This window comes from Streptomyces canus, from assembly GCF_001514145.1.
Lineage (GTDB): Bacteria > Actinomycetota > Actinomycetes > Streptomycetales > Streptomycetaceae > Streptomyces > Streptomyces canus.
Window position 1 is genome coordinate 18,108 of record NZ_KQ948692.1, and the last position, 23,903, is coordinate 42,010.

Genomic DNA, 23,903 nt, shown 5'->3' on the forward strand with positions numbered 1-23,903 from the left:
CCGAATAGGACCTGCATGGGAGCCGTTTGGGAATTGGGCAAAGTCCGGGTTCACCCCGCAGGAGCCGAAAGCGACCGGAGTGCTTCGAGGGGGACTTGGTTTCCAGGGGTACCGGCCGCTGGACGACGGCAGGTTCTGGGCCATCATGTGGGGGTGCCGAACCGTGTCCTCATCGCCGACGACGATCGTGCGGTCCGCGAGTCCCTCGCACGGGCGCTGAAACTGCAGGGGTATGAGGTCGTCACCGCCGCCGACGGGGTAGAGGCACTGACCCGAGCCCGTCGGGAGTCGTTCGACGTCCTCGTGGTCGACGTGCTGATGCCGTACGTCGACGGCGTGGCCGTGTGCCGTGTGCTGCGCGCCGACGGTGACCGGACCCCGTTGCTGATGCTCACCGCGCGCGGAGACACGGTGGATCGGGTCGCCGGCCTGGACGCGGGCGCCGACGACTATCTGCCCAAACCCTTTAAGGTCCCCGAACTGCTCGCTCGCCTGCGAGCGCTCCAGCGCCGGGCCACGCTCTCGGCCCGGGCCCAAGGGGAAGAACCTGTCGGCGGCGTGCTGCGGTTCGCCTCCCTGCGCATCGACCCGGACGCTCGCCGCGCTTGGTGGGCCGACGAGGAACTGCAGTTGTCGAAGACCGAGTTTGATCTGCTGGAGCTGATGGTGCGCAACGACGGGATCGTGCTGGCCCACTCGACGATCTCCAGACGAATATGGGGCTACGACTGTGGGCCGCACACGAACAATCTGGCGTGCTACATCGGCTATCTGCGGCGCAAGCTCACCGACGCCGGCGCGCCCGACCTGATCCACACGGTGCGTGCCGTGGGCTACGGAGTGCGTCGGCCATGAGCCTGCGTCTGCGTTTCACCCTCGCCTTCACCGCCGTCGGAGCCCTGGTGGCGGTACTCGTCGGTGTACTGAGCTTCCGTGCCGCCTCCGACCGTGTCGTCGACGGGGCCAATCGGACGGTCCGACTGGTCGCGCTGGCCGTGACTGAGGAGCAGGACACGGCACAGGCCCTCCCCGACGCGGTCACCCGGGACTCGGACGGCTACCCCGGCACGGGCGACGAAGAGGAACAGCCTGCGATCGTGCGGGCTGTGGCCCCCGACGGCACGACCACCCATCTGGGCGGCCCGGACGTGGCGCTGCCGGTGTCCGACACCGGACGTGCCCTCGCCGCCTCCGGAACCGCCGGGCAGGAGGAGGCGACCATGATCGAGGTGGGCGGCGACACCTACTGCCAACTCACCATCGCCCTGGGCGAGGGACAGGGGGCCCTGCAGGCGGCCATTCCCCTGGAGCCGACACGTGACGTGCTGGTCGGCATCGCCAAGGAGATCGCGGGAGCCGTCCTCGCGGTCGTGCTGGCCGCGGCGGGCGCGGGCTGGCTGCTCGCGCGGCGTATCACCCGGCGCCTGGTGAGGCTGGCCGGGACCGCCGAGGAGATCAGTGCCGCCGACCACGCCGACCGCGAGGTCCCGGTGGACGGCCGCGACGAAGTCGCCCGGGTCTCGGCGTCCTTCAATACGATGCTCCGCAGGCTCGCCGCCTCCCGCGCCGTGCGGGAGAGGCTGGTGCAGGACGCCGCCCACGAAGTCCGCAACCCGCTGACCAGCCTGACCACCAACGCGAGCGTGCTGCGCTACGTCACCGAACTCTCCCCGGACGACCGTGACCGGCTCCTCGACGACGTCGAAGGCGAGACGCGCGAGCTCGGTCATCTGGTCGACGAACTGGTCAGGCTGGCCCTCTCGCGGAGCCGCGACGAAGCCGAGGAGCCCGTGGACCTGGCGGAGGTGGCTGGCCGGGCCGCACAGCGCCTGCGGCGGCGCACCGGCCGGCTCGTCCTGCTCGACGCCGACGACTGCGTGGTCAGCGGCCGCCGCCAGGGACTGGAACGCGCCGTGAGCAACTTGCTGGAGAACGCCGCCAAGTTTGACGGTGGCGGTGACGAACCCATCGAGGTGCACATCCGTCGAGGCACGATCACGGTCTCCGACCGGGGACCGGGTATCGACGCAGACGACGTCAAGCGGGTGTTCGACCGTTTCTATCGGGCCGACACCGCCCACGGCCTCCCCGGGTCCGGGCTCGGCCTGGCCATCGTCCGCGATGTGGCGGAGATGCATGGCGGCACTGTCTTCGCGGGAACACGATCCGGAGGCGGGGCCGCCGTGGGGTTCACCGTGGACACCTCCCGGCTCCTGCCGGAACGGGCACCGTATTTCGCCGAGCCGCAGGACAAACGGCTGTCACCCGAACGTTCTGCGGAGCGACGTTCGGACTGAGAGCGGCGGTGCAGGCGGCACCTGGCGGTGCCACGCTGCCGCAGGCCGGACCCGTGTCGGCGGAGGACGCGATCGCCGTGTGGGTTCGCGGTCCCGTCAGACCGTACGGCTCGAACCCGAGTTGCCCGATCGTGGCGCCCCGCGCTGTCCGGCTTCCGCGTGGCGGGGCGAGGGCCGAGACCGGACGTAAGAGTCCCGGCGACCGGAGATCCGGTCGCCGGGACGTCGTTCCCGACCGGCGTGTGACATCACGCCGTCGCCGCGTCGGTCAGATGAGGGTCCACTTCTGGTTGTTCTGGCCGTTGCAGGTCCACAGGATCAGCTTGGTGCCGTTGGCGGTCGCCGCGTCGGAGGCGTCCAGACAGAGGCCCGAGGCGTTGTTGGTGAGGGTGCCGTTGGCGTTGGCGGTCCACTTCTGGTTGGTGCCGTTCGTGCAGTCCCAGATGATGACCTTGGTGCCGTTGGTGGTGCCGTTGTTGTCGGCGTCGAGGCATTTGTTGCCGTAGACGACGAGTTCACCGCGCGAGGTGTGGGTGAACGTCTCGTTGCGTCCGCCGGAGCAGTCCCAGAGCTGTGCCTGAGTGGCGTTGACGTAGGTGTTCTTGTCGATGTCCACGCAGCGGCCCGAGGCCGCGCCGACGAGGGCGGTGCCGTCGGTGCCGGGGATGCCCTGGACGCGGAGGGCGTCGATGTCGGGGGCGGTGCTGCCGGAGACCGCCGCGAACCTCGCGGTGTTGGCGCCCTTGGCCAGGTGGGCGAGCACGGAGACGGTGCGGTAGGTGGTGGCCGAGCCGGTCGGAGGGAAGGCCACGACGTACTTGTACTGGCCGCCTACCTGGATGGTGGCCTTGCGGGTGGTGCTGCCGCCGTTGGCGTAGGTGATGTCCACCAGCTTGGTGCCCGCCGTGGTGGCGGTGACGTTGCCGAAGGTCGGGGTGGTGGCGGTGGTGGTGTCCTCAAAGGTCGAGCCGGACGCCTCGGTGCCGGAGACGGTCAGCAGGACCGCGTCGTTGGCGGGGACGGAGGTGGTGTAGCCGGTGGCGAACGATCCGGCGGCGGTGCGGGTCCAGGCGTTGCGCACGGTGGCGGAGGCCGAGGTCAGGCCGAGGTCGGCCCAGCGGACGGTGATGTTCGCGGCGGAGCCGGTGCGGTTGAACAGCATCACCGCGCGCTTGCCCGTGCCGGAGAGGACCTTGCCGTACACCTGCAGGTTGCGGGTGTCCTCGGCGACCTTGACGCCCTGCAGGCCGCGCCGGTCCTGGTTGACGGCGAGGACCTCGGGGTTGGTGAGGATGTCGCGGGTCTCGGTGGTCATCGTGGCCACGTTGTTGCCGGCCAGCAGCGGGGCGCCGGCGATCGACCACAGGCTCATGTGCAGCCGGTTCCGCTGGGCGGTCATACCGCTCAGCCCGACCATCAGCATGTCGGGGTCGTTGTAGTAGCCGGTGTGCTGGGCCGCGGGCTGCAGTGCCTCATCGAAGTTGCGGTACATCTTCGTCAGGCCCGGGGTCTCCTTGTACAGGAGGACGTCGTGGCTGGTGCGCCACAGGTCGCCGTGACCGGTGGCCCAGTTCCACGGCAGGCCGGTGCCCCACTCGCAGAACGACAGCACCAGCCTGCGGCCGGTGACGGCGGTCGCGGCCTCGTTCGCGGCGGCGATCTGCTTGTACGTGGTCTCCTGGTCCAGGCCCTCGACCCGTCCGCCGCACCAGTCGATCTTGACGTAGTCGAAGCCCCAGCGCTGGAAGGTCTCCAGGTCCTGCTGGTAGTGGCCCTCCATACCGGTGTTGGGGGCGGCGGGGCGGGTGGTGGGGTAGTAGTAGCCGCAGCCCTGCTTGCCCGCGTCGGTGTAGATGCCGGCCTTCAGGCCCTTGCTGTGGATGTAGTCGGCGATGGCCTTCATGCCGCCGGGCCAGAGAGTCTCGTCGACGACGATGTTGCCGTTGGCGTCGCGGTCGCCCTGCCACCAGCCGTCGTCGAGGTTGACGTACTTGTAGCCGGCGTCCGCCATGCCGGAGGAGACCAGGGCGTTGGCCTGCTGCTTGATGACGGTGTGGTCGATGCTGCTGAAGAAGCTGTTCCAGGACGCCCAGCCCATCGGCGGCGGGGTGACGCCCGTCTGACTGGTGCTCACGGCGGCCGGTTCGGCGGACAGGGGCGTCGGTGGCTCTTGCCGGTCGAGGGCCGCCAGGCCGGCGACGGCCAGGCCGACGGCGAGGAGCTGGGCCGTGATGCGTCTGGTCCAACTTCGTGCAGCGGGCTGGGACATGCGGCTCTCCAGGGGGAAGGGAAGGGAAGGGGGAAAGAACGCTGACCTTGCCAGGGCGCCGGCCCATGGGGCGCCCGTGAGAGAGGGCTCTGAGTCACACGCCTTTTGCGGCCACCGCCACTCTCGTCCGACATACCGGACCGGGTTCGGTGAGTCGGTCAGAAGGTAGGGGTGAAGTAAACGACAGGTCAATGGTTCTGGCGTTTCTCGTTCGCTTTTGTGGGGCCGGCTAGTGGGAGGCGTCCACATGTCGTGGCGAAGCCGACGATCCGGCTGCCGGGATGGGGTCTTGGGCCGCAGGCGCTGTTCGAGAACTCCGCCGAACCATGTGTGTCCGCCCCGCGGCGCTTCCGCATCCGCCTTTCGGTCGAGGTTCCGCCTGCCCGGGCCGGTTACTCATGGCCGTTCGGCCGAGGCGGTGGTCCCTGCCGAGAGGGGAGAGTAGGGCCCGGTCTCCGCCCGATCGCAGGAGTACGGCGATGTCGCTGCAGCCATGCCTGAGCCGCCAATGGGCCGGGCCGCACGGGTTCGTCAGGTGACCGGGACAGGAGAGATGGGCATGGTTATCCGGGTGGTCGTGGTGGACGACCAGGACATGGTGCGGTCGGGGTTCGCGGCGGTGCTGTCGATGCAGAGCGACATCGATGTCGTGGGGGAGGCTGCCAATGGCAGGCTCGGTATCGAGGCCAGTCGCAGCACGCATCCCGACGTGGTGCTGATGGACGTACGGATGCCGGAGATGGACGGGCTGGAGGCGGCGCGGCGGCTGCTCGATCCGCCGTCCGGTGTGGTGCACCGGCCCAAGGTGCTCATGCTGACCACCTTCGACCTCGACGACTATGTCTATGAGGCCCTGCAGGCCGGGGTCAGTGGCTTTCTGCTCAAGGACGCGCCGGTCGCCGAACTGATCCAGGCGGTACGGGTGATCGCTGCCGGTGACGCGCTGCTCGCCCCGTCCGTGACCCGTCGGCTCATCGAGGACGTCGCCCGGCGTCGCCCTGCCGGCAGCCACAGGACACGCGTGCGGCTGAACGGTCTCACACCGCGGGAGAAGGAGGTTCTGCTGCTGGTCGCGCGGGGCTTGTCGAACGCGGAGATCGCCGCGACGCTGGTGGTGTCCGAGCAGACCGTCAAGACCCACATGACCCGGATGTTCGCCAAGCTCGGTGCCCGCGACCGGGCCCAAGTCGTCGTCATGGCATACGAATCCGGGCTGATCACGCCTGGCATGTCCGCCTGACCCGCGCCCGGCGCGGCCGATCACGGGCAGCTCGCCCCACACCCCGTCACAGCTCGGGCCACTGATGCGGGCACTGGGACACCTCGGACCGCCGACCCGGCCACCTCATACCCAGGTGTGGCAGCGGACTCGGACCTGGGTATGGCGTACTGACCCGTCCCTGTGCTCTAGCGTCACCGCTCCCTGACCAGCCAGGACCGGTTTCCACGGAGCGCGCATGCACCAGACCGACGACGTCGACCCCATCGGTCGGCTGTACCACGCCAATGTCCACGACCTCGACCGTGAGAAGCAGCGGAAACTACTCGCACCGCCGACCAGCCGAGGACCACAACCGCTGAACACCGTCAAGCCGACCCCCGCCTGACCCCTCCCTCAGGGCAGCCGGCTTCCCGCTCGTCGATCTGTGCGAGCGACTCCGGTGGACGGCCCTCTCTATCGCTCGATCACCCAACAGTGAGACCATCACCGCCATTTCGGGACATGGCGGGAACTGGCAGTACCCGGGTGAATCGCTCCGGCATGGCATTGCATGCTCACGAACGCGGCGCTTACGCTCCACGACGCGAACAGGATATTCTGTCATGAGCATCTCAAACGCGTGGAAGGGTTTCTCTCTCGTCCGCAGGCTGTGTGCCACGGCGACGGCGCTCGCCGTCGTCGTCGGCGGTGTGACGGTCGGGACGGTGATGGCCGCATCCGGTGCGCAGGCGGCCACGGCGACGTTCGCCAACCCGCTCAACAGTTCCGGCGCGGACCCGTACATGACCTACTACAACGGCAGCTACTACCTGATGACGACGCCATACAGTGGGCCGCTGACGATGCGGAAGGCGCCCACGATCGAGGCGTTGAAAGCGGCTTCGCCGGTGCCGGTGTTCAGCGCCCACGCCACGGGCCGTGACCGCTACATCTGGGCTCCGGAGATGCACCTGCTCGACGGCCCCAACGGGAAACGCTGGTACATCTACTACTCCGCCGGAACCGGTGACATCGAGGACCAGTGCGTGCACGTGCTGGAGAGCGCCGGCACCGACCCGCTCGGCCCGTACACGCACAAAGGCATGATCTTCGGTGCGAACGACTGGTGGGGCATCGACGGCAGCGTGGTCACCATCGACGGCCGGCTGTACTTCACCTGGTCGGGGGCGCCGACGCCGCAGTGGGTCGGACCGACCCGAGCATCTACATCGTCGCGTTGAGCAACCCGTGGCGCTCGAGGCTTTGGTAGGGATGCCGGTCGCGACGGATCGCGGTGATGGCTATGTTCCGCGTCCTGAAGAGCCTGAACCGGAGCTGGTGTTCGCGGAGTTCGCGGTGATCAGTCTCGCCCGACCCCGTCCGTTCCGGGAGCCAGAGTGCATGCCGTCCGGCATGGGGTGGCGGCGCTGGGTGCGCCAGGCCCTGCCACGGCGTACGGCCCGGACCTGCTGCTGGTATCACGGCGGCGACTGGCACGCGGTGAGTGCGATGGCGCTGGACGTGCTGAATCGTGCTTGGGCACAGGGAATTGCCGCAGAGGACATGGAGGAGTTCGCCGTGGCTCACGCTGCCGCAGCTGGCGCGGACCGGTGGCAGAGCGAGGCGCTGGCGACGCTGTTCAGCGTGTCCGACGCGATCCAGCCCGCATCCGAGTCTGGCTACGTCAACGGCCAGCACAGGTCCCAGGCGATGCTGGAGGCCGGAGTGCGTCGTACCGTCGTTTTGTGGATTGTCCCGGCGACGTAGGGGCCTGTTCACGGTCTCCGGCCAGTTGCGCCACGCCGGGCGACGGGCGCGGACTCAAGCAAGCGCTGCAGCCCGGCTCCTGAGTTGTTCGGCTTCGGGGAACATGACCCGCACGAGGCCTACTCGGTCACAGAGTTACGCAAAGTGATCACCGTCGTCCCCGGCCGGTGTGCTGCCCCTTCGGCCCTGTGCGTCGCTTCGTCCAGAACGGCGGCGTGACCGAGAGCTACGCGCCCTCCGATCGACCGAGCCCAGGTCCGTGCCGCTCGCAAGATGCGGACCGACTCGGCCAGACACCACGGTTGACCATGGGCACCGTGCCGGTGAGCCGAACCGCGTGCGCCCGCCGGTGCGCCCTGGTCGACCTGATGCAGCCTGCCCTAGGCTCGTGTATGTGAGGACTGCCGAGGCCCGCGCTGCCATCGCCACTTGGGTCACCAAGGAGGTCACCGACGGCTTCCGCCACACCGTCGAGGAGTCGGACACCTCCCGTGCGTCGCGCCGCAGGAGCCAGGAGAGGCTCCACCCCGCGTACAACGAGGCCCGGGCTCCGGAGGTCCCGCCCACCGTGGTGAGGATGCGGCAGGTGCCGGCAGGGGCGCGGACAGGCGTGATCTTCACGTGGAAGGTGGAGAGCGACAGACCGCCCTATTTCATCATCGACGTCCCGACTTACTGGCCCCGCCGGATCGCCGCTCCAGGTTGGGCCCTCGTCGCCGACAGCCCGGTGGTTGACGTTCTGTCGTGGGATGCTCAGCGGCGCCCCGTTAAGATCAAGTCTGTCAGCCTGTACTTCTTCTTCGATGCCTCGATCCACGGCTGGCGCAGCTGGGCGGACAACGTGGCGTACGACGTCGACTGGAGCGACCCTGAGCGTCCTGCGCTGCGGGACCCCGCCCTAGAGTCGGCTGCGCACGCCGTGCGGCAGTGACCAAGATCCCAAGACACCGCAGGTCAGGGGCGACTCCGCTGCGGGTGCGTGGGGGGATCTGCCGCTCCTGCATGTGGGTGCGCTCGTTCATGCTGGTGATGCTCCTGGAGCGGCAGGCCCCGGGTTCTTCCTTCCTGTCTCGTTCCTCTACTCGCGGTAGAGGAACGCGGTAGGCTTGGGGAATGGCAGCAGACGAGACAAGCATCAAAGTCAGCTCCGCCACCCGGGATCGGCTCTCGGTTCTGGCGGCTGAGCACGGTACGACCATCCGCGGCTTCGTTGAGGACCTTGCGCAGGGGGCCCCGACGCAGGCCGAGTTTGCTGAGCGCGCAGAGCTCGCCCGGGCGGAGCTCGCTTCCGCTCTTGGCCATGCACCTAGCGCGGAGGCCGAGGCGAAGGCGCGCGCTCTGCTTGAGCGCCTCGGCTCAGGTCAGGCGGCCGCATAGTGGTAGCGATCGCGGTGGTCCTGGACCATACGACCGCCACGGCCCTTTACGATCCCAAGGACGCATTCAGCGATGCGGTGGCTGCCTTCTACGTGCAGGCCTCCGCGGGGCTGGGGACGCTCTACGCACCGGTGCTGTCGATGACCGCCAGCGACGTTGAGCAGCCCGGTCTACTCGCGTATATCAAGGGGCTGCGTTTCGTCGAGCTCGAAGTGTTCGACTCGGACGCGGCGATCGCGGCCACCGAGCTGCTGCGCGCCGGGCACTCCTGGGCCTCTGTGCATGCCATCCACGCAGCCCGGCCGTCCGCTGCCCATCCTTCGGGACGCTTCCTCCTCACCCTGACTCCGGAGACGTACGAGGGCACCGGCATCCAAGCCGTCCACCCTGATCAGTGACGAGCCTGGTGGCCGCGAACCGTATCGCGTGAGCCGGGTCAGGCCCCCATGGGCCTCGCCATGCCGCTCTCCCCGGGCCCTCGCCCGCCGAGACCGCCGGCGGGCCTGCCCTAGCCGGCTTCCGGACCTGGCCCTCGGACGACCTCAATGGTGACCGATTCCGAAACGTGCACCGTGTCGGACGCACCAACGAATACCTCGTTGAGGAACCTGAACATGTAGTCGGTGCGCGTGCTGTTCTGGTCCATATGGACCGTGCGGATGTTCTCAGCCTCCGCGACCTTGGCGGCGCCCTCCTGGAGCCCGAGGGGACTCACGATGATGGCGCCGTCGGCACCGGTGTCGATGATGCGGTAGGCGAGGCCAGCGATCTGTTCCTGCTTCTGCTTTGACGTGGTGTAGCGACGGCACTCAATGATCACAAATCCCTCGTCACCGACCTTGACGCCCTTGCCGTCGATCTCCCATTCGGTCCCGGAACGCTCACCGATGACCTTCTGCTTGTCCTCGACGCGATCAAGGTCCAGCTTGGAGGCGATCTGGTCGAGGAGGTACACAGCCACGTCCTCGTAGGACCGCCAGGTGTTCCTCTTGCTGGTCATCTCTTCCTCCGCCCGCACCGCTACTGCCTGCCATGATGCCGCGGTCGCGTGCCGATCCGCTGTTCCTGTACGGTCCGGGCACGCTCCAGGCGGCTACGGCGCCGGACATCAGCGCTGCTGAGCAGCCGGACGTGTGTTGGCGCGCGGCCCCGGCACTGCGCCGGGGCCGGGATGTTGGCTCGGAGCTTCAGTGCCGGCGCAGCCAGGCCAGGAGCCTGCGCCAGCGCTGCCACGGAAGTGGTCGGCTTTCCTGGGCGGCGAGTTCGAGATCAGGCGCCGGAGCGACAGCTGCCGGAGTCTGGGTGGCGACTTGGCGAGCCTGGTCCGCGGCGGAGATGCTGCGGTTGGGGGAGACGGCGGTGTCCGCGGGAAGCGGGAGGGCGAGTTGCTGCGGCCGGGCGGGGGCGCGCCAGGTCTGCGTCTGGGCGTAGCGTTCGCGGGCCTTGCCGCGCCGGTATGCCTCGCGGCCGGACTGCGCTGCTTCCAGGTCGGCCATCGCGGTGACCGCGGCGCCCAGCAGGGCGGGGGCGGCCAGGGCGCGCAGGGGCAGGGGCAGCAGGCCCCACCAGGCGGCGCCGTCGGCGGGCCTGGGTTGGCTGATCTTCCAGTCTCGCTGCCAGGAGGCTGCCGATCCGCTCCAGTCCTCTCCGGCCCGGGGCGGGTAGGTGATCGGGTGGCCGCCGAAGGGCAACAGCAGAGTGCCGTCGTCGCGCCAGGCTACGGCGACCTGTGCCTGAGCAAGGCGCCGCTGGCCGGAGGTGGGTGTGATCTTGTCGATGCGCTGGTCCTGTCGGCGGGTACGGACCTGGACTTGGCCGGCCGCACGGTAGTGGGCGCCGTCATGGCGGTCGAACAGGACCCACTGCCGCCTCGCGGTGTCCCGGACGGCCAGGATCCGGTCGGCCTGCTCGTCGCTCAGCTCGCCGTGGGGGAGGTGGATGACGCCGGCGCCGGAGGGCGCCTCCAACTGCAGCGCCAGCACCGGCATCACCTCCGGCTCGGCGGTGGCGGTCACCGCCACCTGGATGCGCACTCCGGGCGCGGCGGCAATGAGACGCTCGGCGAGCGCCCGGGCGTCGGCGACGGCGCCACGCACACGGGCCAGTTGCCCGGGGCTGGCCGGGCAGCGGTCGATCTCGTGCCGGGTGTGACGGAAGCGGGCGGTGAAGTCAGTGTGATCGCGGGGCCCGCACAGTTCCAGCGCCCGCCCGCACGCCAGGCAGCTGTAGCGGCCGGAAGCGCGCCCGCGTGGCAGATCGCGGACGCTGTCCGGTGCCTGGCGAAGGTCGACGAGTAGGCGCGTGGCGGTGTCAACGGCTATGTCCCCGTGCCTGGGGCGCGAGCGGCGGAGGGCAGTGGGCACGGCGTGGGCAGGGTGGCGGACGGCGGAGGAACGGCGGCTCGCAGTGGCGGCGGTGCGCATGGGTCAGCTCCCGGTAACGGCGGTTGGGGTTGAGCGGTACGCCTTGAGCGTGCGGCGGCCGGGAATTGTCCACACCACCGACGGAGGGTTCGCGCAGGTCGACTCTGGACATTGCTTGGTATGTCCAGGACAAATGAATGCGCTGATGGGGGCATGGATGGCGGGTGGGGGAAAGAGGGGTCGCAAACCGGCTGCGATCCGGGCGGAGACGCCCCAGGCGCGGGCGTTAGCCGAGTTCCTTAGGGAACTGCGCGAGAAGTCCGGCAAGACCTACGACGACCTGGCCAAGGAACTCAGCTGGTCTCGCTCGAGCATCGGCAACCACCTGTCCGGAACGGTCCCGACGATGGACGTGGTGCTGAAACTGGTCGAGGCCACCGCCCCAGCCGGCCAGCTCGATGCGATGAAGACGCGGGCACTTCGGCTGTGGGAACGGGCGACCAACCCGCCTGCCGGAGACCTGGCCGTGCGCCGGCCGCCGCCGGGTTCCGCGCCGGCCGCCGTACGGTTCATCGCCGAGGGCCGCGGACGCCTGTCCCAGGCCGACGCCCACAGCCACCGCCTGGCACAGGACCTGGCCACCGCCCAGGAACTCGTGGTTCTGCTGACCACTCTCAACGCCCAGCTGAGGGTCCAGATCGAGCAGCTCGCCGCCGTCTCGCCGGAGAGCGAGAACGCCGACCAGGCCCAGGAGAAACTCACCCGCGCCATCGAGCAGCTCAAGCAGACCGAACAGGACCTCACCGAAGCCCGCCAGGCCCGCAACGAGGCGGAGAAACTCGCCGCCACCGCCCGCCACCGCTGCCTGGAACTGGAAGAAGAACTCGCCCTCCTCCGCCTGGTCGGCCCCGACAAGGAAGAGGCCGCCGCACCACAACCGGAAGAGCACGCCCCGGACTTGGACCAGACGGCATTCCTGGCCGACCCGGCCCAGGCCCTGCGCACCGCCCGCATCCTCCTCGACCAGGGCCACGCGCTGCGCACCGAAGTAGCCGGCCAAATGGGACTGGCGGCCACCACCGCCGCCACCGACATCACGGTGCGGCGCAGCGAGCGCTGGCACGCCGCCACGACGCTGCTCGGCCGCACCCTCGGCTGCCTGATCGCCGCCGCCGGCGCCTCGCTCCACCTGGTAGCCCTTGCCGCGCACGCCCCCGGCTGGATCGTGATCACCGACACGGTCGCCCTTTCCGGGCTCGTCCTGGTCGCCGAACCCTGGCACCTGATCGCGCGCCTGTGGCCGTGGCTGCGCGCCGCCGCCCGCCGCGAACCCCTGCCTCGACCGCTGCCCATCACCTACGCCACGCTCGCCCCCCGCGCACTGCGCTGCCTGACCGCCGCCCTCACCGCCGCCGGCGCCGCGGCGAGCCTGCAGGCCGGCATCTCCTGGGGCCCGTGGTGGTGGCTGCTCACCGCGCCTTGGACGATGCTGTTCTTCTCGATCACTGTCGTGGGCTACGACCCGGCTCTGCGGCGCACCACCCGCGCAGCCCTGGCCGACCTCGCCGCCGACCTGCGCGCACCCAACCTGTCACCGAACCATGCCGCCGAACACGCCAAGAAGCAGCCCTGGATGCGCGTGATGGACGCGCAGTGGATCGACCGCCGCGCTGACGAACTCCACACCGTACTGTCCGGCAAATGGCGCGAGGCCCCCGCATGGATGTGGATCTGCCTGACCCCGATCGTCCTACCCGGCCTGTACGGCATCGGGGTTGGCCTCGCCCAGGCCGTCGGAGCTGTCGACCTCGGCCACCACGCCCACCTGGCGGTGCGCACCGTCGACGAACCGGTCACCCGGTTCCTTCACGCCCATACCGCCGGCCTCCCGCTCACCCCCGGGGCGGCGCACGCCCTGTGGATCGGCCTCGGCATCCTGGCGCTGGTGCTCTCCACCGTCGTTCGCGCCTTCGCGGCCCGGCTGACATGGATGCTGTGGGGGGTGGGCACCGTTGCGATGACGTGGTTTGGGACCGGACCGGCCGCCCGGGGCACCGCGGCCGGCCTAATGGCCGTCATCTGGGGGCTGGTGTCGATCATCGCGCTGAACGGCGTCGGACAGCGCCCCCGGATCACCACGATCAACCTCTTCGGCGATGTACGCGCGGCGATGCAACCCGAGAAGGACACGGAAGAGGCCGGTGCCGGGGAGACGACCACCCGCGAGTGAGGGCGGGCATGGACGCATCAATGAGCACAGCAGTCCCACGTCTCAGTTGAATCACCGCGTCGCACAGCCAGCAGATTCATTCCCCGTCGGGGACTTGCCGAGAAAGGGCAGGGGTGCCGTGCGAGGATACGGGTCGTGGCGAGGCGGAGCGGTGCGGCGGTGCGGTCGTCGGGGGAGGTGCCGACGAGCCTGCGTGTTCCTCCCTCGGGCAGAGTCGCGCCGCCGATTGCCACCAAGGCCGACTATCTGCCGCTGGACCAACTGCCGTGGCCGGATGCGGAGCGGCTGTTTCTGCGACTGGCCGAGCTAGACGGCCAGGCCGAGTACGCCGAGTTGTACGGCACAGCAGGACAAGGCCAGGAAGGCATCGACCTGTTCGTCCGCAACACCCTCGGTCCGGCCGCGTCCGCCAGCACCGATCCCGGCCGCCGCTACACCACCTTGCAGTCAAAGCGTGTGGCGACGCTGACGCCGGCGGACATCAGCAAAGCGGTCGACAAGTTCCTGGCCGGCTCCTGGGCCGACCGGTCGGAAGTCTTCATCTACGCCACCACCCATGCCCTGCGCCCCACCACGCTGGCTGAGGAACTTGAGCGCCAAGCGGACAGACTGGAGAAGGCGGGGATCCGGCTCGAGCGCTGGGGACGCGAGTCGGTGAGCGAGCGGCTGCGACACCTGCCCGAGATCGTCGACGACTTCTTCGGCCGCCCCTGGGTGGCCGAGTTCTGCGGTCCCGAGGCCGCACAGGCTCTGGCGGGCCGGCTGCCGGGCCAGGATGTGGAGGCATTGCGCTCGGGGCTGCGCAGCCTGTACCGGGCGTCCTTCGCACTTCAGGACACAGGGGCGGTCCTGCTGGCTCCGGCCGTGTCCGCACACCCACCGAAGCCGCTTGAGTACGTCCTGCTGGACATCACCGACAGCGGCGGTGAGTTCCTAGCGGGCTCGCCGGGCACCGCGGGCGAGCAGCCCGACAGGGCGGACGAGCGCCGGGACGGGCACGGTCTGCCCAGCGCAACAGGCCCGGGTGCGGCAGGAACAGCGGAGATGGAACAGGTCGTCGGTGGGTACGCCCCCTGGTCCTACCGTGACGCCGTACCCGCCGTGGACCGCTTGCTGGAGCGCGGCCGGGTCGAGGACGAGCTGGGCGGCCTGGAGGTGACCCGCAGCGCATGCGACGAGTGGCTGGCCGACGGTGATCTTTCGGTCGTGGCCGGCGGGCCAGGGGCGGGAAAATCGAGTCTGCTGCGCTTCGTGGTGTCCGACCTCCTGGACGACAGGCCCCGATCGGCAGCCCTGGCCGCGAGGTTCGGCTCGCATCTGCCGGTGTGGTTGCCGTTTTCGTTTCTGTGCGAATACCTCAAAGGGGACGCCGAGCGGTCCGTGGAGTCCGCCGTCCGCGCCTGGCTCACCCGCTACTCCGCGCAGCACCTGCACGATCTGGTGGAGCGGGCCCTGGCCGATGACCGGCTGCTGCTGGTCGTCGACGGTCTGGACGAGTGGACCGACGAGGACAGCGCCCACCCTGCCCTGACCCTCCTGGAGAACTTCGTCCGCAGCCGCAACATCGCCGCCATCGTCTCCAGCCGCCCCTACGCTCTGCGCCGTCTGATGCCGCTGGCGGGATGGCGGGTGGGAAACCTGGCGCCGCTGTCTGCGGCACAGCAGCAGAGCATGACACGGGCCGCCTTCGCCAGGGCCGTGACCGCCGAGCCGGCCACTCCCGCGGGAGAGCAGAAGGCGGGCCAGATCGCGCAGCGCCTCATGGGTGAGACCGCCGACCGCTTCCTGGACGAAGTCAAGGCCGTGGCCGACCTCAAGGCGCTGGCCGCCGTTCCCCTGTTCCTGCTGATGCTGGCCGGGATGTGGTCCAGCGGACCGCTGCCCACGCGACGCATGGAGGCCTACCGGCGGCTGGTTGACGTACTGCTCGAGCAGCATCCGGCCATCCGGCGTCGCGACGTGCGCCAGCCCGCGGGCGGACTGGACGCCCGGGACGTCCGCCAGGTGTTGGCCGCTGTCGCCTACGAGCTGCGACAGGCCGACACAGGACCTGCCGCCAGCACCCGGGTATGGCGTGCCGGCGTGGTCCGGGCACTGTGCGATGACGACCTGTTCGGCTACGACGGCGCGGAGGCCCGCCGTCTGGCCCCGCAGATCATGGAGGTGGCCGAAGGCGATCTCGGCATCCTGCTCGCCCAGGGAGCCGGCACCCTGGGCTTTGCCCACCGAGCTGTCGCCGAGCAGCTATGCGCCGAGCACCTGATGACCCTGCCCCTTGCCGACCAGCAGGCCGTCGTCCGCTCCAGAGCGGGAAGCCGTTCCTGGCGGGACGTGCTGCTTGCCCTGCTGGCAGGGCAGGACCGCCCGAGCGACGCCGCCGAGCTCCTGCAGACGGCCCTCGACGCAGGCCCGAAGAACTCGACTGCGGAACTGGGCGGCCACGAACTGGCCGCGGAGGCCCTGGCCGCCGGAGTGCGCATGCCCCATCGGGAGGTCACCCGCTTCGCCCAACTGCTCTGCGCCCGCGTCGAGCACCACCCCTGGATGCCCCATCGGGCACGCCTGCTCGCCGCCCTCACCGGCGCCCTGGCCGAGACCACTGCCCGCCGGGTCCTGCTGCCGTGGTTCGCCCGCAAGACGATCGCCACCACCGACGAGCCGAACGCCTACTGGTCGCTGCGCCGCCAAGACATCGCCGTACCGGACGCCGAGACGATCCTCCTGCAAGCACTGCACCACCCCTCTGACGCTGTCAAGCATGCCTCGGCCCACGCCCTCGCCCAGCGCATGGCAGGCACCGACGAAGTGGCACAGGCCCTGGCCGTCCTGGCATGCGAAGGAAGCGACACCACCATCCAGGCCGCCGCGCTCGACGCACTGGTCACCGGCTGGCCCGGGCATACCAGGACGACGGAACTGATCTCCTGGGGCATGCGCCAGGGCGTGATCGGCCTTCGGGCCGTCGCATTGCGCGCGCACCGGGCCCTGCGACGCGATACCCCCCAGGGCATCGAACCGTACGACGAGAACGACCGTCAGTGGCTGCTCAGCCTGCTCGAACGGGACTCGGTGGGGGATGTCCTGGACCGGGTCACCGCGGAGATGGTCAGCGACGCAGCGCAGGACGACGAGTCCGTGCGGGACCTCTGCCTTGCCATCCTGTCGGGCACTCCCGGCCAGCCCGGCACGCCCGGATGGAGAGAACTCGCCTGGTGGGTGGTGCTCACCGCATTTCCGCACGATCCAAAGGTCGTCCAGTGGGCGGCACGCAAGATCGCTTCCGACGACTACTTGCCCTACTCCCTGGCCAACGCGCCGGCCGCCTGGGCCGATGAGCCTGCCATCCGCGACGCCGCTCAGACCCGCCTCCTGCACGAATCCTTCCACCCGGCAGACAACACCTTCCACTTGGCCCGGCTGGCCCGCACCGGCCAGGTCCGTGATCACCTGATCAGTGCCCTCGACGCGTCTTTCGGAACAGCCGTAGCTGCCCGGGCCCTACAAGAGCACTTCGGCGACGACCCCGTTGCCCGAGAAGCTCTGTTGCGCAAGATCAACGGTCCTGCTGATGAGGCCGTGTCCTTCGTCGAGGTCGTGGCCACGGTCCTGGGACCCACAGACGGCATCGATCACCTGCTCCAGCTGATCCAGCAGCGCCCCCGAGAGGGCGTCCAGCATGCCATTTCCGCCCTCGCCAGCCTCTGGATCGACTGCAAGAACGCCGTACGTGGCGAACCCTCTCCCGTTCTGTCCGATCAGGCCGAACATGCTCTGGAACACCACGACGCACAGGCGCTTGCCCGTGTCTGCCTCGATGCGGTGCCAAGAGAGAACTTCGGCACCGCGCGCGGTTGGATCATCGGAGCATGGCCCGAAGTACCTGAAGTCCTGACCTACGCCCGCCAATGCCTGACCGGCGCAGAGCCCGAGGTCGGCCCGGTCCTCATCGGCTATGGCCCGCTCAACAGCCCCCAAGCCGCACAGATCATCGCCGAAGCCACGGCCCTGCTCAATCCGCTCCCGCCCGCTCTGCGCGTGCTGATCGCCCAGCAGCTCACACGGCGCGGCATCGACACCGAGACCGTGACCGAGCTGCTCAAGGAATGGCGCCACGACACCTCGAGCCCAGTGCGCCGGGCCGCCGCGACAGCACTGGCCCGTACCCTCGCCGTCACTCCCGTCACGGCGTCCGGCAGCGACGGCGCGACACCGGAAGCCACCACAGCACACCCCAACTCGCAGCAGGCACGGGAGAGGCTGCGCGCCGAATGCCGTCAGGAACTGCTCTCCTACGATCTGAACACGGGCGACGACCGCCGACGCACCGCCTGGGTGATCATGCTCCTGCTCGGTGACGTCACCCTTCTGGAAGGCGTCGCCGAGCGCAACAACGGCCGACCCGCCTCCGTCGAATTCGACGACCCCCTCTACGACCCCGACCTCCAGCTGACCGAGCTGGTCGCAACCCACTGGACCGCGCTGCAACAACAGTGCGGCAACCGGCTGCTCGAACGCTTGGCCGGGCGGCTCAGCCGCACCCCTCCGGACCTCACCAAGGTATGGGCCACGCTGGCGACCGTTGCAGCCCGGCACCCCGAACTCGACCGTGCACTGAGCGATGCTGTGCGCGCTGACCCCAAACTCCTGCGCGACAAGACGGTGTTTGCCTGGTACGCCGACACCAACCCGGACGATCCAGGTCTGCTCCGCCAAGCAGCCCAGGCGGCCCGGGCCGACAACGACCCCCAACCCGTGCTCCACGTGGCGGGCAAACTCCTTCCGCTCGACGCCCATAAGCGTGAACTGCTGGAACTCCTGATCCGCCCCCCGGGCAGAAAGCCGACAGCACAACTGATCAATGACGACGAAATCGACATGGCCGTCACCGGCTGGTGCCGCATTGCCCTGGCCCGCCTTCTACCGGACGACCCGCACGCGCACAGCCTCTACCGCGCCCTGCAACAACACCTGGCCGGCACCTACCGGATCGACTGGACCTGGCCCGAAGCCATCGCCGTGACGATTAACCTCGCCCCGCCCGCCCACGTACCCCACCTCACCCTGCGCATCGCCGAACGGCTCCAGCGCCGCGACGCCGATTTTGCTGCGCCCGCACTCCTTGAGGCAACGGCCCACCGCATCCGCCGCGATCCCCAAGCCGAACAAGCCATGATCGACGCCATCACCAGCCCCGACACCATGGACACCAGCGCCACCCAGTGGCACCTCACCGGGCGTACCTACACTCCTGCGCCGAGCCAACCGGCTCACCAGCAGATCCTTCTGGCTGGCATTCTGGCCACCGCCACCGGGCTTCCTGCCGACGTCGCAGCGGCCCTGGCGCCGCTCGCTGACAGCGGCAGCGTCCTGCACGACAACCCCCTCATGACACCGAGGCCGATCAGGCTTGCCGTCCTCGATCTCCTCGACACCGTTCGCTGAGCTCCGAACGTCGTTGCGCTCTCGAGCTGCCCCGCCTCGTGTCAGCGGCCGATTCCGGCGTGTGCTTCGCACCAGTACGACCAGTGTGCTTGCCGTCGGTGTGTGTGCGGCTCGGCCCGATCTCGTGTCGGATCAGCTGCAGCTGTACCGGAGGTACCGCAGGGTCAGGGAAGACGCTGGTGGTCCGCCGCTTCAGCCTCTCTGCGCCAAGCCGGGGGAAGCTGAGAGCCTACTGAGCGAGGATTCTGCGCGCCTCTTGGTAAAAGAGAGCAAGGTTGGTCACTCGGTTAAGGAAATTGCCAACAGTCGATTGTCCTACATATTCAATGGCTCCCCCCGCCACTGCTTCCGGCCAGGTAAATCCGGCGTGTTGCAGCGCGACTGCAAGTGCTGGAGGGCCAAGCGAGCCAATAACAATATTCGTGGGTCGACTCGCCAGATATTTCACCATGGGGGCCAGTGTGAGTGCCCCGCGAATCCACCTGCTGAATTCTCGCGCGACTCGATCCAGCTCCTCATCAGACTTGGCATTCCTGATCAAGGGAAGCCAGTAGCCGTGTAGTTCAGGCCACAAGTGTCTGCTCGCAGCCTCGCGGAGTGCGAAAAGCTGCTGCTTGTTCTGCAGCCAGTCGCTAGTCAGCTGATCGTTCGCGGCTTCGTAGGCGTCCTTATATCTTTCCAGTTTCCGGAAATACGGCTCAAACCCTCTCGCGCCCCGGAATTTTCCTTCCCCGGTAAGAAGGCGTGGGATCATGGGACTTTCTACTGTTTCCTGCACATGGCGCTGCCTGCGATTAGCCTCTTCTGAAATGCCTGTACCCGGTGGGCGGCAGACCTGTAGGCCGTTGGCGAGCAGTTGGGTTAGACCGCTGGGCACTCTAGGGGCGTTTAGCGGCGCCGTTCGCGCGGAGATCCAAGTTGAGATCGAGTTCGGCGCACCAGACTCGAAGCAGTCGAAGTAGTCCAGGATGGGTTCCAGTATAAGCACCTTGGCGAGTTCGAGCGTAGAGGCATCTCCTCCATTTATGGCAGCTCTAATCCGGGCTTCCGGAAGTGTGTCCAGTGTTTCTCTTCGCGTAGCGTGAAGGCGATCTTTCAGCTCTGCGGGAAGAGTCTTCCAATCGACGGTTCTGAGGATGCCCTCGCGCTGTAGATCACGTAGTACCGTCCCATTTACCCAACCGAGGCGCTCTGTTGCCTCTATCTCATTCTCGAATGATTCTCTGGTGCAGTACACCTGTTCAAACATCCACAGCTGGTGACTGCCATTCCAAAGAATGGAGGCCGGTAGGGCTGAGATGCGTGGGGCGGTGGGGTCTACTTGGAGCAACCGGTTGTACTCCCAGCCGGACAGGTAAACAGAGGAACGGTTGGCGCACACCTCTTCTCCTCCTTTTGTATTTCTAGGAGGCTGGCGTTTCGCGGCGTGAAACCGAGAGACGCGCCATTTGTGATGCTGCGGCCGTACTTTCAGTGTGAGGGATCCGGATAGGCTCTTGCATCTCCAGGTGGCTACGACCTAGTCCGGCGGCGCTGGAAGTGCCAGAGCGCATGTCCTCGACTGTCCGTCGTGCCGATCACTCGGTCGTGAGTCTGCTGCGAGGGATGGAGGGAACGCCCAGGTTCACCGAGGGCAGATGCTTCGAACCGCGGACCTGGGACCGCTTGTAGCGGAAGAACGTCAGGGCCAGCTCCATGCCTTCGACCTCGCCCTTCCAAGCCCGGGTGAGAGAGTGCTGGCGGCGGGCGATCAGGTCGTCCTCCAGTTCGTCCGGGCAGCATCGTCGGGTTGACCGAGAGCATCGGACAGAGGACATAACGAGATCCTCAGCATCCGCCATTTGGAACGCCAGCGGATCACCAACCGTCTCGCCCCGCCTCCGCCGCCTCCCGCCCCGCGCCCCTCCCCGCCCGCCTCCGGCGCGCCCCTCCTCCCTCCCTGCTTGTTACGTGTCTTGTTGCGTGTTCGTGCGTGTCCACCCTGGTTGTGTGGCGCGTGGTGTTACGGGTTGGGTAGGGTGGGGTGCTGTGGGCGGGCTGGGTGTGAACTCGGCTGTCGGGTGGGTGTGTTGTGCCTGGTCGCGGTGCTGGTCGGGCGTCGTACCGGCGGGCTTGGTCGCTGCCCTGTGGGGTGGTCGTGTGGATCGTTGCCGTGCTGGTTGTTGCCGTGTTGATCGTTTTTGGAGGGGTTGCTGTGTCTGCTGTGTCTGCGGTGGTGCCTTCGGAGGCCTGGGTTCGGGCCGTGTATGAGTTCGTCGATGCGCGTTTGGATGAGGAGCTGCGTGCGGAGTATCCGACGGCGGACAGTGAGCCGGCGGTGGACGTCTACCGGGTGCGGCTGGGGGAGGCGCAGGCGGCGTACCGGGGTTTCGTCGAGGCCGTGCACCGCAGCGACCAGGACGCGGCCCGTCTCGCGTGGGGGGAGCTGGGCGGCATCGCGGAGCGGTGGCAGGCCCATCCCGACTTCCCCGGCCCGTTCCTGGCGGAGGCGGGGGTGGGTGGCCGGTGAGCAGAGGTCTCGCGGCGGCGCTCGTGCGTGATGACCGGCTGGAGGATGCCGGGATGCACGCCGATGACCGGGTGACCTGCTGCGCACACCAGGCCTGGGCGCGGGACTGCGCCGGCCGGCACCCTCGGCTGACGGCCGGTCGACTGCTCGCCGGGGCGCTGGAGATCGACAGGATCCGCGCCCGCGCCCGGGCCGGGGTTGGTGTGTAGCGTCCGTGCCGCCGCGCCCCGGGCTGTCGGGCGCGGACGCCGCTTGTGTCCCGTCCCGTTGCGCGCGTCGTCCCGCTGCACGGTGTCCGCTGGTGATGCCGTGCCACCCGGACCCCATTTTCTTGATCGTTTCCCGGCCGTGGCCGGTGCTGCTCACGGCGGTGTACCGCCCTGTTGGAGAAGGTCCTGATGTCTGATCGTCCCGTGGTTCCTGAGCCGTCCGACGTCGTCGAGTCGGTCGCTGAGTCCGCCGCCGGTCCGGCTGCCGTCGAGCCGTCCGCCGTCGACGTGCTGGCCGGCGCCGCCGGTCCGGCTGCCCCTGCGGGGGCAGCCGGCTCCGTCGAGTCGTCCGCCGTCGCTGCCGCGCTCTCCGAGGAGGCCGCCGGGCCGGTCACCGGTTCGGCGGCTGTTGTGGTGTTGGGGGTTACTGAGGCGCGGAACCGCCTGTATCAGCTGGTGGACGCGGCGCGGGACGACGGCCAGGTGGTGGTGGTCGAGAAGCGGGATGCGAAGGCCCGTCATACCTACCGCGCGGCGCTGATCCCGGTGGCCCGGCTGGATGCTGGGTCGCGGGCCCGGCTTTCGGGGTGGCCGTCGTGGGCGCGGACGGCGGCGCGCCCGAAGCTGGGTGATCTTGTGGTGGAGGCGGGGGATTCGCCGGTGCGGCGGGGTGTGCCGCAGGTGCTGCTGGAGCGTACGACGCCGCTGGCGGTGCTGGTGGAGGCCTCGCTCGTGCCGCCCGGTGACGTGCTGGTCGCGGTGCCCGGTGAGGCGCTCACAGATGCCGGGGTGGCGGATGCCGCGCCGCTGCCGTCTGCCGCGCCCGGAGCGGCTGAAGGCCCGGCTGCGCCCGTCGTTGGTCCGGGGACGTCGCTGGCCGCTTCTGGGGCCGCGGAGGACTCGTCCCCCGTACGCGCGGCGGCTGCGCCCGTCGTTGGTCCGGGGACGTCGCTGGCCGCTTCTGGGGCCGCGGAGGACTCGTCCCCCGTACGCGCGGCGGCTGCGCCCGGCCACGCCCCGGCCCCGGCTCTGGACGATGCGACCGCCGTGCCGGCTGCTGCTGGGGGCGGGGATCCGCAGGGCGCCGGCCAGCGCGAGTCCGACCAGGCCGCCGAGGTCGAGCAGGCCGGTCACGCTGCCGCTCAGGAAGCCGTCGGCGGTCAGGACGCGGGCGGTACGGCGGGTGAGGACGGTACGGCGGCCTCAGCGCGTACGCCCGAGGTCCCACCGCCCGTCCCGGCCGCGGGTGGTGGGCTGCACCGGCTGCACGGTCTGGGGGAGGTCGCCGGGCTGGCCCTGACCGAGGCCGTCGCGCCGCCGGCTGTGCCGCGGTTCGGGTTCGGCCTGCGCGCTCTGGATGCCGTGCTGGGAAGCCTGCCGTCGGGGGTGCTGACGGTGGTGGCGGCCGAGCCGCACGCGGGCGGCTCGCTCCTGGCCGTGCACGCCGCCCGGCACACCGCCCTCACCCACCAACTCCCCGTGCTGTACGCGGCGTCGGGCCCGTCGCGGACGGCTGTGGCGCTGCGGGTGATCGCCGCCGAGGCCGAGCTCGACTACCGGCGGCTGCGCACCGGCGCCCTCACCGAGGACGAGCAACAGGCCGCGGCCCAGGTTCAGGCCCGGCTGACGGCCGCCGACCTGCACGTCGACGACGGCACCGGCCTGAGCGCCGAGGCGATCGCCGAGACCGCCCCGTACGTCGAGGGCCTGGCCCTGGTCGTCGTCGACCGCTTCCAGCACGCGGCCGATCCGTTCATCCCGCTGTCCGGCTCCGCGCTGCCGGAGGCGGCCCGGGTGCTGGCGCACCTGGCCCGCACCCGGAACGTGCCGGTTGTGGCCGTGCTCGACACCGCCGATCCCGACGTCCTGGCCGCGCTGGACGCCGCCCACCTCACCCTGACCCTGACCCGCACCGGCAACGACGCCCAAGTAGCGGTGGCCGAACGCGACTTCGGCGAGCTGACGCGGGTGCCGCTGCGCGCCGATCTCGCGTGCGCCCGCTTCACCGACCCGCCCGAGCCGGTGAGCCGGTTCGACGCCGCACGCGCGTTTGGCGGCGCGGAGGGCGAGAAGGTCACCGCCGACCTCGCCGACGCGGTCCGCCCCTACATGGAAGCCGGCGCGCTCGAGCAGCTCCCGGACGCCCTGCGGGGTGTGCTGGCCGCCCTGGTCCACCACCTCGACGAGGAGCGGGCCGGGGACGAGTGGACCGTCTCGGAGCTGTCCTCCTCCCAGAGGG

The 23,903-nt window shown here is 69.2% G+C and carries 18 protein-coding genes; 14 read left to right on the forward strand and 4 right to left on the reverse strand.

Features of this window, described 5'->3' with window-relative positions; all coding sequences use genetic code 11:
• Nucleotides 1-153: 153 nt before the first annotated feature.
• Both AQJ46_RS50145 and AQJ46_RS50150 read left to right on the forward strand, forming a co-directional pair.
• Nucleotides 154-855 (forward strand): response regulator transcription factor, encoded by a 702-nt coding sequence (locus AQJ46_RS50145; protein WP_059212047.1) that lies wholly within the window; start codon nt 154-156, stop codon nt 853-855.
• Nucleotides 852-2,297, forward strand: coding sequence for a sensor histidine kinase (locus tag AQJ46_RS50150; RefSeq protein WP_059212048.1), 1,446 nt, complete (start codon nt 852-854; stop codon nt 2,295-2,297). Before AQJ46_RS50145 ends, AQJ46_RS50150 begins: the two co-directional genes overlap by 4 nt.
• 268 nt (nt 2,298-2,565) lie before the next feature.
• Here the strand turns inward: AQJ46_RS50150 and AQJ46_RS50155 are convergent, their stop codons facing one another.
• Entirely contained in the window at nt 2,566-4,566 is a 2,001-nt protein-coding gene (locus AQJ46_RS50155; protein WP_059212049.1) for an RICIN domain-containing protein, read from the reverse strand.
• A 559-nt stretch (nt 4,567-5,125) separates the two neighbouring features.
• Here AQJ46_RS50155 and AQJ46_RS50160 point away from each other — a divergent pair.
• From AQJ46_RS50160 to AQJ46_RS50185, 7 genes are all read left to right on the forward strand, one after another.
• Nucleotides 5,126-5,806, forward strand: a complete 681-nt coding sequence (locus AQJ46_RS50160; protein ID WP_059212063.1) for a response regulator — start codon at nt 5,126-5,128, stop codon at nt 5,804-5,806.
• 217 nt (nt 5,807-6,023) lie between these two features.
• A complete protein-coding gene (locus tag AQJ46_RS55980) occupies nt 6,024-6,173 on the forward strand; it encodes a hypothetical protein (protein ID WP_159064260.1) in 150 nt (49 codons plus the stop codon).
• Nucleotides 6,174-6,390: 217 nt separating this feature from the next.
• Complete coding sequence (locus AQJ46_RS50165; protein ID WP_059212050.1) at nt 6,391-7,008, forward strand: family 43 glycosylhydrolase; 618 nt, start codon at nt 6,391-6,393, stop codon at nt 7,006-7,008.
• Nucleotides 7,009-7,015: 7 nt separating this feature from the next.
• Nucleotides 7,016-7,534: a hypothetical protein gene (locus AQJ46_RS50170; protein WP_059212051.1), complete on the forward strand. Its 519-nt coding sequence runs from the start codon at nt 7,016-7,018 to the stop codon at nt 7,532-7,534.
• A 394-nt stretch (nt 7,535-7,928) separates the two neighbouring features.
• Entirely contained in the window at nt 7,929-8,465 is a 537-nt protein-coding gene (locus AQJ46_RS50175; protein WP_159064261.1) for a hypothetical protein, read from the forward strand.
• 182 nt (nt 8,466-8,647) lie between these two features.
• Nucleotides 8,648-8,911: a hypothetical protein gene (locus AQJ46_RS50180; protein WP_059212053.1), complete on the forward strand. Its 264-nt coding sequence runs from the start codon at nt 8,648-8,650 to the stop codon at nt 8,909-8,911.
• On the forward strand, nt 8,911-9,309 hold the full coding sequence (locus tag AQJ46_RS50185; protein ID WP_059212054.1) for a PIN domain-containing protein: 399 nt from the start codon (nt 8,911-8,913) through the stop codon (nt 9,307-9,309). Before AQJ46_RS50180 ends, AQJ46_RS50185 begins: the two co-directional genes overlap by 1 nt.
• Before the next feature lie 110 nt (nt 9,310-9,419).
• On the opposite strand, the gene AQJ46_RS50190 is transcribed toward AQJ46_RS50185, so the two are convergent.
• Nucleotides 9,420-9,866, reverse strand: coding sequence for a restriction endonuclease (locus AQJ46_RS50190; protein ID WP_208617134.1), 447 nt, complete (start codon nt 9,864-9,866; stop codon nt 9,420-9,422).
• Nucleotides 9,867-10,098: 232 nt separating this feature from the next.
• Nucleotides 10,099-11,334 (reverse strand): hypothetical protein, encoded by a 1,236-nt coding sequence (locus AQJ46_RS50195; RefSeq protein WP_059212056.1) that lies wholly within the window; start codon nt 11,332-11,334, stop codon nt 10,099-10,101.
• Nucleotides 11,335-11,491: 157 nt separating this feature from the next.
• Between AQJ46_RS50195 and AQJ46_RS50200 the strand changes: the two genes are divergently transcribed.
• Both AQJ46_RS50200 and AQJ46_RS50205 read left to right on the forward strand, forming a co-directional pair.
• Nucleotides 11,492-13,504 (forward strand): helix-turn-helix domain-containing protein, encoded by a 2,013-nt coding sequence (locus AQJ46_RS50200; protein WP_159064262.1) that lies wholly within the window; start codon nt 11,492-11,494, stop codon nt 13,502-13,504.
• A 135-nt stretch (nt 13,505-13,639) separates the two neighbouring features.
• The gene (locus AQJ46_RS50205; RefSeq protein WP_159064263.1) at nt 13,640-18,946 is read left to right on the forward strand and encodes an NACHT domain-containing protein; all 5,307 of its coding nucleotides are present in this window, start codon (nt 13,640-13,642) and stop codon (nt 18,944-18,946) included.
• Between the two features lie 229 nt (nt 18,947-19,175).
• Here the strand turns inward: AQJ46_RS50205 and AQJ46_RS55985 are convergent, their stop codons facing one another.
• Nucleotides 19,176-20,327 (reverse strand): hypothetical protein, encoded by a 1,152-nt coding sequence (locus AQJ46_RS55985; RefSeq protein WP_159064264.1) that lies wholly within the window; start codon nt 20,325-20,327, stop codon nt 19,176-19,178.
• A gap of 885 nt (nt 20,328-21,212) precedes the next feature.
• Between AQJ46_RS55985 and AQJ46_RS50210 the strand changes: the two genes are divergently transcribed.
• The 3 genes from AQJ46_RS50210 to AQJ46_RS58700 form a co-directional block, all read left to right on the forward strand.
• Nucleotides 21,213-21,455 carry a hypothetical protein gene (locus tag AQJ46_RS50210; RefSeq protein ID WP_159064265.1) on the forward strand — a complete coding sequence of 81 codons (243 nt, stop codon included), beginning with the start codon at nt 21,213-21,215 and terminating at the stop codon, nt 21,453-21,455.
• On the forward strand, nt 21,452-21,664 hold the full coding sequence (locus AQJ46_RS50215; RefSeq protein WP_059212060.1) for a hypothetical protein: 213 nt from the start codon (nt 21,452-21,454) through the stop codon (nt 21,662-21,664). The genes AQJ46_RS50210 and AQJ46_RS50215 overlap by 4 nt, the downstream gene beginning before the upstream one ends.
• Nucleotides 21,665-21,853: 189 nt before the next feature.
• The coding region (locus AQJ46_RS58700; protein WP_159064266.1) for a DnaB-like helicase C-terminal domain-containing protein at nt 21,854-23,903 on the forward strand (2,050 nt) is incomplete at its 3' end.

Excerpts from the sequence above, each read along its gene's own strand:
- AQJ46_RS50150 (WP_059212048.1), top strand. The coding sequence starts at position 852 with ATGAGCCTGCGTCTGCGTTTCACCCTCGCCTTCACCGCCGTCGGAGCC.
- AQJ46_RS50155 (WP_059212049.1), bottom strand. The coding sequence starts at position 4,566 with ATGTCCCAGCCCGCTGCACGAAGTTGGACCAGACGCATCACGGCCCAG.
- AQJ46_RS50160 (WP_059212063.1), top strand. The coding sequence starts at position 5,126 with ATGGTTATCCGGGTGGTCGTGGTGGACGACCAGGACATGGTGCGGTCG.
- AQJ46_RS55980 (WP_159064260.1), top strand. The coding sequence starts at position 6,024 with ATGCACCAGACCGACGACGTCGACCCCATCGGTCGGCTGTACCACGCC.
- AQJ46_RS50165 (WP_059212050.1), top strand. The coding sequence starts at position 6,391 with ATGAGCATCTCAAACGCGTGGAAGGGTTTCTCTCTCGTCCGCAGGCTG.
- AQJ46_RS50180 (WP_059212053.1), top strand. The coding sequence starts at position 8,648 with ATGGCAGCAGACGAGACAAGCATCAAAGTCAGCTCCGCCACCCGGGAT.
- AQJ46_RS50195 (WP_059212056.1), bottom strand. The coding sequence starts at position 11,334 with ATGCGCACCGCCGCCACTGCGAGCCGCCGTTCCTCCGCCGTCCGCCAC.
- AQJ46_RS50200 (WP_159064262.1), top strand. The coding sequence starts at position 11,492 with ATGGCGGGTGGGGGAAAGAGGGGTCGCAAACCGGCTGCGATCCGGGCG.